This is a genomic window from Croceicoccus naphthovorans (assembly GCF_001028705.1).
Lineage (GTDB): Bacteria > Pseudomonadota > Alphaproteobacteria > Sphingomonadales > Sphingomonadaceae > Croceicoccus > Croceicoccus naphthovorans.
The window spans coordinates 2,976,028-2,990,063 of the sequence record NZ_CP011770.1; the positions used below are offsets into that span (position 1 = coordinate 2,976,028).

Annotated in this window: 10 protein-coding genes; 7 read left to right on the top strand and 3 right to left on the bottom strand. The window is 60.8% G+C overall.

The window, feature by feature from the left end; all coding sequences use genetic code 11:
* Positions 1 to 43 precede the first annotated feature (43 nt).
* A complete protein-coding gene (locus AB433_RS14820; RefSeq protein WP_047822080.1) occupies positions 44 to 973 on the bottom strand; it encodes a 1-phosphofructokinase family hexose kinase in 930 nt (309 codons plus the stop codon).
* Here AB433_RS14820 and AB433_RS14825 point away from each other — a divergent pair.
* From AB433_RS14825 to AB433_RS14845, 5 genes are all read left to right on the top strand, one after another.
* The gene (locus AB433_RS14825; RefSeq protein ID WP_047822087.1) at positions 972 to 2,015 is read left to right on the top strand and encodes an alpha/beta fold hydrolase; all 1,044 of its coding nucleotides are present in this window, start codon (positions 972 to 974) and stop codon (positions 2,013 to 2,015) included. The genes AB433_RS14820 and AB433_RS14825 overlap by 2 nt on opposite strands.
* A gap of 159 nt (positions 2,016 to 2,174) precedes the next feature.
* On the top strand, positions 2,175 to 3,779 hold the full coding sequence (locus tag AB433_RS14830) for an L-lactate permease (protein WP_047824217.1): 1,605 nt from the start codon (positions 2,175 to 2,177) through the stop codon (positions 3,777 to 3,779).
* Positions 3,776 to 5,014, top strand: a complete 1,239-nt coding sequence (locus AB433_RS14835; RefSeq protein ID WP_047822095.1) for a cation:proton antiporter — start codon at positions 3,776 to 3,778, stop codon at positions 5,012 to 5,014. The genes AB433_RS14830 and AB433_RS14835 overlap by 4 nt, the downstream gene beginning before the upstream one ends.
* A gap of 120 nt (positions 5,015 to 5,134) precedes the next feature.
* On the top strand, positions 5,135 to 7,555 hold the full coding sequence (gene ppsA / locus AB433_RS14840; RefSeq protein WP_047822096.1) for a phosphoenolpyruvate synthase: 2,421 nt from the start codon (positions 5,135 to 5,137) through the stop codon (positions 7,553 to 7,555).
* The gene (locus tag AB433_RS14845) at positions 7,552 to 8,553 is read left to right on the top strand and encodes a hydroxyacid dehydrogenase (protein WP_046904082.1); all 1,002 of its coding nucleotides are present in this window, start codon (positions 7,552 to 7,554) and stop codon (positions 8,551 to 8,553) included. The genes ppsA and AB433_RS14845 overlap by 4 nt, the downstream gene beginning before the upstream one ends.
* Before the next feature lie 4 nt (positions 8,554 to 8,557).
* Here the strand turns inward: AB433_RS14845 and mrdA are convergent, their stop codons facing one another.
* Together mrdA and AB433_RS14855 are read right to left on the bottom strand one after the other, a co-directional pair.
* Positions 8,558 to 10,465 carry a penicillin-binding protein 2 gene (gene mrdA / locus AB433_RS14850; RefSeq protein WP_245626680.1) on the bottom strand — a complete coding sequence of 636 codons (1,908 nt, stop codon included), beginning with the start codon at positions 10,463 to 10,465 and terminating at the stop codon, positions 8,558 to 8,560.
* Between the two features lie 255 nt (positions 10,466 to 10,720).
* Positions 10,721 to 11,443, bottom strand: a complete 723-nt coding sequence (locus AB433_RS14855) for a lysophospholipid acyltransferase family protein (protein WP_047822097.1) — start codon at positions 11,441 to 11,443, stop codon at positions 10,721 to 10,723.
* A gap of 207 nt (positions 11,444 to 11,650) precedes the next feature.
* Here AB433_RS14855 and AB433_RS20090 point away from each other — a divergent pair, with 207 nt between their 5' ends.
* Together AB433_RS20090 and cls are read left to right on the top strand one after the other, a co-directional pair.
* Entirely contained in the window at positions 11,651 to 12,244 is a 594-nt protein-coding gene (locus tag AB433_RS20090) for an RNA polymerase sigma factor (protein WP_082134956.1), read from the top strand.
* A gap of 288 nt (positions 12,245 to 12,532) precedes the next feature.
* Complete coding sequence (gene cls, locus AB433_RS14870) at positions 12,533 to 13,954, top strand: cardiolipin synthase (RefSeq protein WP_047822101.1); 1,422 nt, start codon at positions 12,533 to 12,535, stop codon at positions 13,952 to 13,954.
* Positions 13,955 to 14,036: the final 82 nt, after the last annotated feature.

Sequence of the window (14,036 nt, forward strand, 5' to 3'; positions counted from 1 at the left end):
GACGGTAATGAGCGCTGGCTCTTACAGTTGCTTGCCTGCCACCCTAGCCCTCGCTGCGCGCTCTGAGTTCGGCATAGAGCCGCTCGACATCGCTGCGCTTGCATAGCGAAGTTCCTGGTGTAAGCGCCGTGGCAGCGCCAGCTGCCATGCCGTAAAGAAAGGCCGCCTCGGGCGCGTCGCCTGCGGCAAGGCGAACGGTCATTGCGGCAAGGAAGCTGTCTCCCGCACCGACGGCGCTTTGTGCATTGATCTTCGGGGCGGCGTGCATCACGGTCTTCTCGGGCGTGACAAGCATGGCGCCATCGCGCCCCAGAGTGAGAGCGAGCATGTCGAGGCCATTATCGCGCACGATGGCTTGGGCCGCCGTTTCCTGCTCTGCCGCGGTCGCCAGCCTTCGGCCGACGAGCGTTTCGAGTTCGCCTAGGCTCGGCTTTGCCAGGTGAACGCCGCCACCAATGCCATGCCGCAGAGCGTCTCCAGAACTGTCCAGTACCAGCTTGATGCCTCGGCGCTGGCAAATCGCACCGACGACGGCGTAGATATCGCTACGCAGGCCGCGCGGAAGACTCCCGCTTGCCACGAGATATTTGCAATCGAGCGTTTGAAGCGCTCGCAGGACGACTTCGCAGTCGCGTTCGGAGACTTCCGGACCCTGCGGCACGAAGCGAAATTCGAAATTGGTGGACCGTTCGTAGATCGCGTGGCTGATCCGCGTGGAGCCGGAGATCGAGAAGCGTTCGGCCCGCACCCTTGCTTGCTTGACGAGCTCCTGCAACACGCCGCCTGTTGCTCCACCTGCAAGATAAAGCGCGTAGGACTCGCCGCCGAGTTCATTGATGACGCGCGCAACGTTGAGACCGCCTCCGCCAGGGTAATAATGCTCATCGAATGTGCGGATCTTGTGCATCGGCTTCACCACCTCGGCCTGCGCCGCACCATCGATAGTCGGGTTGAGCGTCAGGGTGGCTATCATGACGAGGGGATCCTTTGTCTTTTTTACGGTCTCCCCGGTTAAGACGCGGCAGGATACGCAGCCTTACGCCGCCATGATCCGCTCGTATGCCTGTCTGGTTTCGTCGGCGCTCGTCAGGCTGAGCCGCCCGTGTAACCTTGGCGACGCCAAGGCGTCTGTCCTCGCAGGCGACGCGCGAAAAATCAGAGAAATGGTGCAAGATTTGATCCTCCCTTCAAGACGCGATCGCGACCCTGAGCTATTTGTGAAGATATTTGGAAGCGGTGTCCGGACCCTGGTGTTCGTTGCGGGGCTGGGTGGGACCACGCGATATTGGGAGACGCGGGTAACCGAGCTTGCGCAAGAGCATAGAATTGTGCTCGTCGACCTCTTGGGCTTCGGACGATCGCCCAAGCCCTGGGTGAAGTATAGCGTCGAACGGCATGTCGATGCCCTGCAGCGCGTTCTCGCCCCTCTCGGGCCGGTAACGCTCGTTGGCCATTCGCTGGGCGCTTTGATTGCCGCAGCCTATGCGGCCAGACATACCGAGACTGTCGAGCGCCTCGTACTCATCAGCCTGCCTCACTTCGGATCGCAGGACGCGGCGTATACATATATGCGCCAGGGACCGGTTAAAGGAGGGCTCATATACACCAACGTCCTGTTGACCATGCTAGCCTGCATCATCACGCGCCGCCTGTTAGGGAGAATCCTGCCCTATCTCATTCGAGATATTCCGCGCGAGGTCGTCGAAGACCTTGTCAAGCATACGTGGAGGTCATCTACCTCGTCGCTATGGGATGTTGTCTATCGCCATGATGTTGCGGACGACCTGAGAATTCTAGAGCCCGTTCACAACGTGCTTTGTATTCATGGGAGCGATGACATCATGGCACCGCTTGCGCCGGTAAGAGCGCTGGCAGAAGCTTTCTCGAATGTGCAGCTTTGTGTCCTTGAGGGGCTCGATCATCACCCCTTTCTGCGCGAGCCGGAAAGGTGCTGTGAGCTTATCGCGAGCTTTGCCGAGCAAGCGGCGCGAGAAGCCATGCTGCCGAATGGCTGAGCCCGCCTGACTCCTTTGGCCCCGGACGGGGAGGGCCGAGCCGCGCTGATGCGGGCCGAGGGTGCCTCTGCGCCGATCTCCGCCGTAATCGCCGGCCCTCTTTCCCGTCCGATAGACGAGACGCAGTCTGACGCTGCGCACGGCCGAGCGGAGGGCGACATTACATTCAGCCTATTTCTTGCAGCGCTTTCGCCCCTGCTCGCGGTTCTGCTTTTCCTTGTCGGTCTGCGGATGCCCGCATCGCGGGCCATGGCACTGGCCTATATCGTAACCGCTGCTGCCGGCTATTTCCTGTGGCACATGGCGCCCCGCACAATCCTGGCCGCTTCGATCGAGGGTTTGGCGATCGCGGCCTCGGTCTTGTGGATCATCTTTGGTGCGATACTTCTCTTGAGGCTCCTTACCGAAGGCGAGGCGATGGCCCGGATACGCGAAGGATTCGCGGCCATATCGCCGGAACCGCGGGTCCAGCTCATCGTCATCAGCTGGACCTTCGGTGCTTTCCTCGAAGGCGTCGCCGGTTTCGGCACACCGGCCGCCATTACCGCTCCGCTGCTTGTGGCGCTTCGTTTCACACCCATGGCAGCCGTGTCGCTTGCACTGATTGCCAATAGCAGCCCGGTTGCCTTCGGTGCGATCGGCACGCCGGTAGCCATCGGGCTACGCGAAGGACTTCGTCAACCCGCCGCAGATGGCGGGCTCGATAGTCTGATTGAAAACTCGGCGCAGGTGGCAGCTGCAATTGATCTGACTACCGGATCGCTCGTCCCGTTCGCGCTCATCCTTATCTACTCGCGGTTCTTTTCCGAAGAACGAAGCTGGTCCAGTGCGCTGGGATATTGGCGGTTCGCTCTGTTTGCCGGTCTTGCTTACACCATACCTGCCTTTGTCGTCAGTGCGACGCTAGGTCCCGAACTTCCCGCGCTTGTCGGCGCGCTCTGTGCCATCGTGCTCGTGGTACCAGCAGCACGGCACGGCTTTCTCATGCCCCGCTCGAGCGGGGCTGATCCGGGTGCGCCGATTGCCGTAGAACCGTCACGCGTTACACTGAAGCGAGCCTGGGCACCCTATCTCTTGCTCGCCGCGCTCCTTCTCGTGAGCCGCGCAGATCTGTTGCCGGTCAAACAGGCCTTGCAGGACGTCTCTTTTGCCTGGGATTCGGTTCTGGGGACGCAGATCAACATAGCGCTTGCGCCGCTATATTTGCCTGGTTCGATGTTTTTGATCGCGGGTCTCTTGGCCGTCTGTATTTTGCCTCTCGACAGTGAGCGTCTACGCAGCGCTGGCCGGGACACTCTGAAGATCACGGCCGCAAGCGCGGTGACGCTTGCGGCGGCGGTCCCGATGGTGCGCGTCTTTGTGTATTCGGGAATCAATTCGGACGGTTTGCCGAGCATGCCAATGGCGCTTTCAGTTCTTGCGGCCGATGCCGCCGGACAGAACTGGCCGGTGATTGCACCATTTATCGGAGCGCTGGGCAGTTTTCTCTCAGGAAGCGCGACCTTCAGCAATATGACATTTGCCCTGTTTCAGTTCACCGCAGCCAATCAGGCCGGACTGCCACCGGAAACCGTCCTTGGCGCCCAGATCCTTGGCGCCAGCGCGGGGAACATGGTGTCGGTCGTCAATGTGGTGGCAGCTGCAGCCGTCGTCGGCCGTGTCGGGCGCGAGGGAGAGATCATCCGGGTCACGCTTGTGCCAATGCTCGCCTATACTGCCGCCGTTGGCCTTGTCGCAGCTGCCGCAATCGGGTTCGCACGATGATCGAGCATGTGCTGCATCTCATTCTCCTGCTGCTGGCGGCGAGATCCTTCGGAGAGATTGCAACGCGCCTCGGCCAGCCCGCGCTGGTGGGGGAGATCGGGGCCGGGCTAATACTGGCGGTTTTGGCGGCCTCCCTCAACGCTCCGTTTCTCGCCGAATTGTCGCGCAGCGCCTTTCTCGACCTTGCCGCCGAGTTCGGAATTTTCTTCCTGCTGCTGCTTGCCGGCCTCGAAATTGCCCCCGGAGAGCTGTTCAGACATTCGGGTCGCTCGGCTGCCGTGGCGCTCGGAGGCGTGCTGTTGCCACTCGCTTTGGGCATGGCCCTTGCGTGGTGGGTGCTTCCCGACAACCCGATGAAATTCGTCCAGGCTCTGCTGGTCGGCGTTGCATTGTCAATTTCTGCGGTCCCGGTCGCCATCGGCGTGTTCATGGATCTCGGCATGGTCCACACCCCAACCGGTCGCACGGTGATCGCCGCTGCAATTCTCGACGATATCATCGGACTTGTGCTCCTCGCGATCTTGACCGGCGCAATTGCGGCAGGTTCCGTCCCGGGGATTGGGGCGATGTTGCCGCTGCTTGGCAAAGCCGCGCTGTTCTTCCTCATTGTCGCTGCCGCCGGCTATTTCGGGGCGCCGAGGATCGCCAATCTGATCTCGCGCCTGCGGATTCCCGCCCCTGAGTTTACCGCGCTCATTCTGACAGCCTTGGGGTTTGCAGGGCTGGCCGAACTGCTTGGCATGGACTTCATCATCGGAGCCTTCGCCGCCGCCCTTCTGTTCAACGCCAAGAGCCTGGGTCAAGCCTCTTTCGCGCGCCTGAAAGCAACGGTCAGCGATCTCACGATGGGCTTGCTGGCCCCGCTTTTCTTTCTTTCGATCGGTATTCGCGTGGATTTCGCGGCCCTTGCCATCATTCCTGGCATCGTGCTGGCGCTGATTCTAGTCGCACTTATGGGCAAGATCATTGGCGCCGGGCTTCCTGCTCTGCTTTCTGGTCTCACCCGCAAGGAGGCGCTCGGGGTCGGGTTCGGCATGAGCGGCCGCGGGGCGGTTGAATTGATCATCGTGAGTATCGCATGGGAGGCAGGGCTCTTCGATTATCCCGGCACGGTCGTCGCCAATCTCTTTTCCGCTCTCGTCCTCATGGCGCTCGTCACCACGATTGTCACACCCATCGGACTGCGCTGGCTTTTTCGCGAGCGGGGGCAGCAGGGCTGTAATCGGCCGGGCTGAAAACCGTCTCACCATATGGACGATGCTTCGGCGGCGACGGGTAAGATTTAGCCGCCGCTCGAGGCAACGTCCACGTTCGACCACTGCCGAGCACCGCTCGCGAATGACCCGGAGATTTCGATGCCCGACGCCCTTATTGCCTGGTTTGAGGATATTGGACGCGGCGACGTCGCCATGGTTGGCGGAAAGAATGCTTCGCTCGGTGAGATGGTCGGCGCGCTGTCGAAGCGCGGTATCAGAGTGCCGGGAGGCTTCGCCACAACGGCGCAGGCCTATCGGCACTATATCGCGGCCAACGGCATTGAACCCGAAATGAGGCGCTGGATCGAAGCGCTCGATGCCGGGCGCGCCTCGCTTCAAGTGGCAGGTGCTGCGATCCGGCATGCGTTTCTGGAAGGGGCGTTTCCACCGGAGATCGAGGCGGCCATCGGTGAAGCCTATGACGCTTTGTCTGCGCGCAGCGAACAGGATGCGGTCAGCGTCGCGGTCCGCAGCAGCGCGACAGCGGAGGATCTTCCCGAAGCGAGCTTCGCCGGGCAGCAAGAGACCTTTCTCAATGTCACCGGGAAGCGCGCACTTCTCGATGCCTGCAGGCGCTGCTTTGCCTCGCTCTTTACCGACCGGGCGATCAGCTACCGTCAGGCACAGGGTTTCGACCATATGGATGTTGCCCTGTCGATCGGAGTGCAGCGCATGGTGCGCTCGGATCTCGCTGGATCGGGGGTCATGTTTTCAGTCGATACCGAAACGGGTTTCCCCGACGTGATCGTGATAAGTGCCGCCTGGGGGCTTGGGGAGACTGTCGTCCAGGGCTCGGTCGATCCTGACACCTACCGTGTCTTCAAACCCTTTCTCGAACGTACAGATACGGTTCCGCTTATCGAGCGCAGTCTTGGGGCCAAGGAGCGCAAGATGATCTATGCGACCGGCGGCAGCGTCAGGACGTTGACCAAGAGAACCACGCGCCGCGAACGCGAGACCTTCGTCCTCTCCGATGACGAGGTACTTGAGCTGGCGCGCTGCGCCAAGACCATCGAAAAGCATTATGGTCGCGCGATGGACATGGAGTGGGCGAAAGATGGTGCAACCGGCGAACTCTTCATCGTCCAGGCCCGCCCGGAAACGGTTCAGGCGGGCAAGGCAGCGGGAAGACTGACTACCTACAGGTTGAAACAGCGCGCCGAACCGCTGCTTACGGGCGCGGCGGTCGGCGAGGCGATCGCCACCGGGGAGGTTTGCGCGATCCGGGACGCCTCGCAGATCGAGGCTTTTCGAGATGGTGCAATCCTTGTGACAGGCATGACCGATCCGGACTGGGTGCCAATCATGAAGCGCGCAGCGGGTATCATCACTGATCACGGCGGAACTACCAGCCACGCAGCGATCGTCAGCCGCGAACTCGGCGTGCCGGCCATCGTTGGGACACAGACAGCGACGCGCACCCTGCAGGACGGGCAGCCCATCACCCTGTCATGCGCGGAAGGCGACCGCGGTGCGGTCTATGAAGGGACGCTCGAGTTCGAAACCATCGAGTTCGACCTGGCGGATCTGCCCGAGACCGAAACCGATGTGATGCTGAATATCGCGAGTCCGGCCGCCGCCATGCGCTGGTGGCGCCTTCCCGCGCGCGGAGTAGGCCTCGCGCGGATGGAATTCGTGATCAACCACCTGGTCAAAGTTCACCCGATGGCGCTCGTCGCCCCGGAGAAGGTCACAAGCGAGGATGCCAGGCGCGCGATCGCCGAGCTTACGCACGGATATGCCGAGCCTACCGACTATTTCGTCGACACGCTCGCGCTCGGCATAGCCAAGCTCGCGGCCCCGTTTCATCCGCAGCCGGTGATTGTCCGCCTCAGCGACTTCAAGACAAACGAATATGCTCACCTTCTCGGAGGAGAGGCCTTCGAACCGGATGAGGAAAATCCGATGATCGGATGGCGCGGCGCTTCGCGCTATTACAGCCCAGGCTACAAGGCGGGTTTCGCGCTCGAATGCCGCGCTTTGCGGCGCGTACGCGAGGAGATCGGCTTTGAGAATGTCATCATCATGGTGCCATTCTGCCGTACGCTCGCCGAAGCCGATCGGGTCCTCGAAGTGATGGCGGAAAACGGTCTCGAACGAGGCCGAAACGGTCTCCAAATCTATATGATGTGCGAGATTCCGGCGAACGTCCTGCTCGCGGAGGAGTTCGCACAGCGCTTTGACGGATTTTCGATAGGTTCCAACGATCTCACCCAGCTCGTGCTCGGGATCGACCGCGATTCCGAGCTTCTCGCCGATCAGTTCGACGAACGCAACGAGGCGGTAAAACGGGCGATTGGCGAAGCCATTATCAAGGCGCACCAGGCCGGGATAAAGATCGGAATTTGCGGCCAGGCACCGAGTGACCATCCCGAGTTTGCCGGTTTCCTGGTCGATTGCGGGATCGACTCCATTTCGCTTAACCCCGACAGTTTTGTTGCCGCAGTCAAGGTGGTCGCTCAAGCCGAGGCCATGTCGGATAAAGGCCGAGCACATCCGGCTGAGGGTTCGCGGATATGAAGGTCGTCATCTTCGAGGCCGAGGAATGGGAGGCGAGGGCATGCCGCGCACTTTCCGGCAATCACGAACTCACTTGTGTCAAGGAACGGCTGACATCTGATAACGCGGCAAAATACAGCGATGCCGAAGTGATCAGCACATTCATCAATTCACGGCTCGATGCAGAAGTCCTGCGCCACTTCCCCGAGCTGCGGCTGATCGCCACCCGCTCGACCGGCCACGACCACATCGATCTGGCCTGGTGCGCCGCAGAAGACATCGAGATCGCCAACGTTCCCGACTATGGTGATGTTACTGTAGCCGAGCACAGTTTTGCCTTGATGCTGGCTGCCGCGCGATATCTCGTTCCGGCGGTCGAACGTACACGGCGCGGAAATTTTTCACAGGATGATCTGCGCGGTATCGAGCTGCGCGGGAAGACCCTTGGCGTCGTCGGGACCGGCCGCATCGGGCGCCGCGCGATCGAGATCGCGCGCGGGTTTGGCATGAATGTCGTAGCGTTCGACGTCGATCCGGATAGCTCTGCGGCAGCAAATCTCGGCTTTACCTATTTGCCTTTCGCCGAACTCCTTTCCCAAGCCGACATCGTCACATTGCATCTGCCGGCAACCCCTCAGACCCAGGATCTCCTGTCCGATGCCGAGTTCGCTGCCATGAAGACCGGCGCGCTCCTGATCAATACGGCGCGCGGCAACATCGTCAGCGTTCCCGCTCTGGTGCGCGCGCTGGCGGAGGGGAAACTCCGCGCCGCTGGCCTTGATGTGCTCCCGCAGGAGCCGCTCGTCCGTGAAGAGGCAGAAGTGTTTCGCGGACCGCCGCTGGAGAAGGAGAATTTGGAGGCCCTCGTGGCCAATCATGTGCTTCTGCGCTTTCCGAACGTCATCGTGACTCCGCATGTCGCCTATAACACGCATGAGGCGGTCGCGCGCATCATCGAGACGACAATTGAGAATATCGAAGCTTTTGCAATGGGTTCGCCGAAGAACCTCATTGTTTAGGGGGTCAGTCGCTCGGTGTGCGGGCGGCGAATTCTGCCGCTTCGCGCGCCATTCGCTCCTCGATTCCGCCACCCCAGCCATTCTCCAGTGATGCCAGGCGCTTCATGGCTTGCCGTTCGTCAAACAGATAGAGCAGCGTATCGCTTGCGATGGGATAGGCCGCTCCAGACCCTCCGCCATGTTCGATTACCACCGCCACCGTATAGCGGGGCCGGTGAACCGGCGCATAACCAACGAACAATCCATGATCGCGCAGCTTCCAGGGGAGAGAGGCATTGGAGCGGACGCCGCGGCGACGTTCGGCCATCGTGATGCGGCGAACCTGCGCGGTGCCCGTCTTGCCCGCCAACTTGATGTTCGGAAGGGGAAGGCGGGCGCGGGTTGCGGTGCCCTGGCCATTGACAACATCCTCCATTCCCTGGCGGACGATCGCAAGCATTCGGGGGTCAATTTCGAGTGGTGCGGCAGGCGCCTCCTTTGCGGCAAGTAGCTTGGGATGGGTTTTCTCACCGGCGGCAAGCCGCGCCGTCATGACCGCAAGCTGCAGCGGGTTGGCGAGCAGATAGCCTTGCCCGATTGTCGCATTGACAGTGTCATAGGCTTCCCAAGGCTCGTTGTATCGTCGCCGTTTCCAGGCAGGATCGGGGACAGTGCCGTAATACTGATAGGGAACCGGCAAGCCTAAAAACCGCTCGCCAAGCCCAAAACGTCTGGCCATGTCGGCAATTGGCTGAATGCCCACCCGAATGCCCATGACATAGAAATATATGTCACAGCTTTCTGCAATCGCCCGGTTCATGTCGACTACACCGTGGCCACTACGGCGCCAGCAATGGAACGTGCCGCCGGCAATGTTGATCCGGCCGGTACAAAGGACGGTTTCGTCTGGGTCGATGTTCTCATTCAGCAAAGCCAGGGCCGTGATCGGCTTGATGGTCGATCCGGGCGGATAAAGTCCCTGGAGGGTCTTGTTTCTGAGTGGAACGCGTTCGTCTTGCGACAGCATGTCCCATTCGAACTGGCTGATCCCATCCGAAAAACTGTTGGGATCGTAGGCTGGCATCGAAGCCATAGCGAGAACGCCGCCGGTGACCGCGTCGAGCACCACGACCGAGCCGGACTGGGTGCCCAGTCGCCGCGACGCATAGGTTTGAAGCCCACCATCAATGGTCAATTGTACGCTTTTACCTATAGTGTCGGATCGGACCTCTAGCTCGCGTACGACCTTGCCCGTGGCTGTCACTTCGGCCCGGCGCGCGCCGGGCTTGCCCGTCAAATGCTCGTCGAGCGTCTTCTCGAGCATATCCTTGCCGACTTGCATGCCCGGAACCATTAGCAAGGGATCGCCGGTTTTTTCATACTCCTCGCGGCTTGGGGCTCCGACATAGCCGAGCAAGTGAGCTGTCGCGGCTCCTGCTGGATAGTGCCGCGAAAACCCTCTCATCGGGGATACGCCGGGGAGGTCGGGAAGGCGTACATTTACAGCGGCATATTGGTCCCACTCGACATCGCTCGCAACCCGCACGGGCTGGTGATCCAATGCTTGTTCGAGGTCGGTCTTGAGGCGGTCCGTCTCATCGGCACTAAGATCGAGCAGCTCGGCAAGCTGCTTCACGACCTTATCGGCGTCCTCGAGGCGATCGGGCAGGAGATCGATCATGAAGACCGATTTGTTGCTGGCGAGGGGGACGCCCGTGCGATCAAGCAGCAATCCGCGCCTCGGCGGGATCAGGCTCAGCTGAAGCCGATTGCTCTCGGAGAGCAGTTGCCATTTTTGGTTTTCGGCGATCGCAAGCCAGGCGAGCCGGCCTGCCAACACACCGCCGAGACCGAGCTGCACCGCGCACAAGATTGTCGCCCGGCGAGAAAACTGCTGCTCCAATATCCTCTTGTTCGTTGGCGGTTTCGCCACACACACTGCTCCTTATTGCAAGACTCCCGGTTTTGATTGTCCGTCCAGACCGGCTCCTGGTGCGCGCTGGCCTGCCCGGGCGGCACCTCATTCGGATAAACAGACGCGGGGCGCGCTTGGTGATTACGAGAACGTCGCCGACGGCGAAGTTCAGAACAAATGGGTGTTGCCTCTCGCAATGAGATGCAAGATCATGTTCATGGGAGCGCAGGCCTCCTCATCCTCATAGGGATCCGGGCCCTTTCGGCGGTCAGTCTAGGCCTTGTTCAGATTGGCGACTTCGACCGCGAGGGACCGCTGTGCCTGCGCGACAAGAACTCCATGATCGGTAGCAGGTGGGATCGGCGGGAGTATCGAAACGGTAATCGATCCAGGATGCAGCCGCATGCCCTGCCGCCAGAGCCGGCCGGCATCGTGGGCAACGATTACTGGGGGTATCGCCAGATTTCGATAGAGCAGTTCCACTCCGCGCTTGAATTCGATCGGGCTTCCCGGCTGCTTGCGTGTGCCTTCGGGGAAAATGAGCACCGAGCGACCCGCCGCTACTTCCGCGCGGCAGGCCGCAAGCATTTCACGCAGCGCCCGCGCCGACTGAGCGCGATCGACCGGGATCATGGGGGAGTTCTTCAGGAACCATCCTATCACAGGCAGCGCCAGAAGCTCACGCTTGGTGACAATCGCCACGTCAGGGAAGAGAACGAGTGCGGCAAACGTTTCCCAGGCCGATTGATGGTTGGCGATGATGAGGACGGGACCCTCGGGCAGGTTAACGCGTCCCCTTTCCGTATAGCGGATTCCGGCCAGCGCAGCGAGGAGACAGAGAAGGCCGCGCGCCCAAATCCGGGTGAGCTGCCGAATGATCCGCGGCGGACGACCCAGAAGAACCAATAGCGGGATCAAGGGCGCAAAAAGGAGAGTCCACACCGCCGCCGACACTGCAAAGGCGAGACTTCGCATAGTGGTGATCAGGCGGCTCATCGGGTTTTCTCGTCTCGGTGCAGAGGATTTCTAAACGGGCTGAAACAAGAGACGGGGCACGGCAGCTCGGCTTACAGGACGAAGCGCATCAGCGCGTTGTTTCCCGGCCGGAACCTCTCATCATCCGCCGAAACACCAAAGAAATCTGAGGGGCGGGGCCTCTCCCTGCGTATTCCAAGTAGGTGGAACTTCGGTGGGGAAGAACTCATGCCATTATCTTACGCCGCACAATCAGAGGATATTGTTGCCGAAGAGCAGGAGCGTTCCGAACCTGAGAACCGGCGAGAGACGAACAGAGAGATTATTGAGCGGGTTCTTGTTGGCGATTATGTCATCTTCCGCCGGCTTGCTCTCAAGCGTCTGCGCGACCGCCTCGCGGCGGATGATGTCCTTCAGTCCTTCTGCGTCAAAGCGCTTGAGCGCGCGAATCAGTTGCGCGATGAAAAGGCCGTCCACGGATGGCTGCGGCGTCTCTTCGAAACGACGTTGCTCGACCATTACCGGGCCTCGGCGCGGCTCAACGCCAAAACGACCCCGCTTGAACCCGGCGGCCCACCCTTGGAAGAAATCTCGGGAGAGAGTTTGTCGGTCGATGAAAGCGAGGTGGTCGAGGAGGTATTGGCGACGCTTCGGCCAGCCTATACGCAAATCATCCGGCAAATGGACCTGGGGCGGGACGAGCCTTCAGTCATCTCTTCGCGCCTCCACATTTCGCCCAACAATCTCGCCGTAAGACTCCATCGTGCCCGCGGCGCATTTCGCGATGCTTTGGCCGACACCCCTATTGCTTTGCAAACTTGAGGAGCCGACGCGCTCGTGTGGGCGGGCAGAGACTATGTCATGCCTATTCAGTGAGACCGAAACGAGGTCTGCGCTGTAATAGCAGGCGCGCTCCCGCGTCTATGTACATGCATGCGAGCTCTAAGGGTCGAATTGTCGGGACCATTTGGCTGCGTAAAAGCCCGAACCCGCCAAGCTCGTTGCCGCGGCGATGCCTCCAACCCCGCGCCTCGGCAGTGCGGCACGCCGTGATCCTCCCCCCTCCTACGGCGTGCCGCCATTGCTTTCCGACAAGCGGGAGCAAGACCGGTGTCTGATACGCTCTTGCTATTCCTCACGCTGGATTGGCTCGCGCGGTTTGCTATCTTCGCGGTGATCATTTTCAGCCGACCAGCGGTTGGCGCACAGGGCTGGCTCGCGCTGGTTCTCGTCTTCCCCATTCCAGCCATTCTCGTTGTTCTCTGGGCGTTCCGTCCGCTGGCAACGGCGCGCAGGCGTGCGCGTTTTGCTGAAGCGCGAAGGCAGCTCAAGATTGCGCGCCGCCAGATCCTGATGTCGCAGCACTGCTCACCGCCGCAGCTTCCCGCGCATCTTGTTCGGGCAGCGCAGCTCATCGAGCGGGTCAATTTGTTCCCTGCGGTGGGTGGAAACAACATCGAAGCGCTAGCGGATTATCAGGAAGTGATCGACCGTCTCGTGGCCGACATTGGTACTGCCCGGCACCATGTTCATCTCACGACCTACATCTTCTCCGACGATGCTGTGGGCAACCAGATCATCGCGGCGCTCGTGGCTGCCGCAAGCCGCGGGGTTGAATGCCGCGTTCTGATCGATGCGCTCGGTTCCTATTGGTGGTCCCGCCGGATCATTCGAAAACTCAGGAGCTGCGGGATAACGGTGCGCCGCGCGCTGCCCGTATCGCTAACGAACATGGAGGCCCTGCGGCCCGATCTGCGCAATCATCGCAAGCTCGCTGTGATCGACGGACGGCTCGGATATATCGGCTCGCAGAACGTCATCAGCGCCGAGCTACCGGGAGGTCAGCGCAGCAAGGAATTCGTGGTGAGGGTCAACGGACCCGTCGTGCTCCAGATGCAGGCGCTCTTTGCCAATGACTGGTTTTTGGAATCCGGCGATCTGTTGAGTGACGGGGCGCTCTTTCCGCATGAACGGTCCGCAGGGGCGGCGCACGCACAATTGGTGGCTGGCGGACCCGAATATCGGCGCTCTGTCATCCGGCTGCTGCTCGATGCGCTGGTGCATACGGTCGAACACCGGCTTGTCATTACGACGCCCTACTTCGTGCCGGACGAAGCGCTCCTGCTCGCGCTCGAAGGGGCCGCCGCCCGCGGTGTCGAGGTCTGCTTGATTCTGCCGAAGAAGGGCGACCATCGTCTGGTCGATCTGGCGCAGCGCTCTTTCTTCGAACGAATGCTGGAAGCGGGCATCGACATACACCTCTATCATCGCGGATTCCTGCATGCCAAGCATGTCAGCGTTGACGATGACCTCGTCCTTGTCGGTTCGATGAACATCGATTTGCGCTCGCTGGAGTTGAACGGAGAAGCCGGCCTTCTCATCTATGATCAGGACACAACCGCGCGCCTGCGCGAAGAGGAGGCGCGCAACATTGCGGGGAGTGAGCGCTTGGTTCGCGCCGAATGGAATGCCAGACCTGCGCTTGCCCGCGCTGCGGAAAATGCAGCACGGCTCTTTAGCCCGCTATTATAGGATCAACTTTGCTTTGCACGGCAGACTTCGCGTCGCGCATCTTTGCCAAACACCCCGCCAGGATTTTCACGCGCTGGGAGGA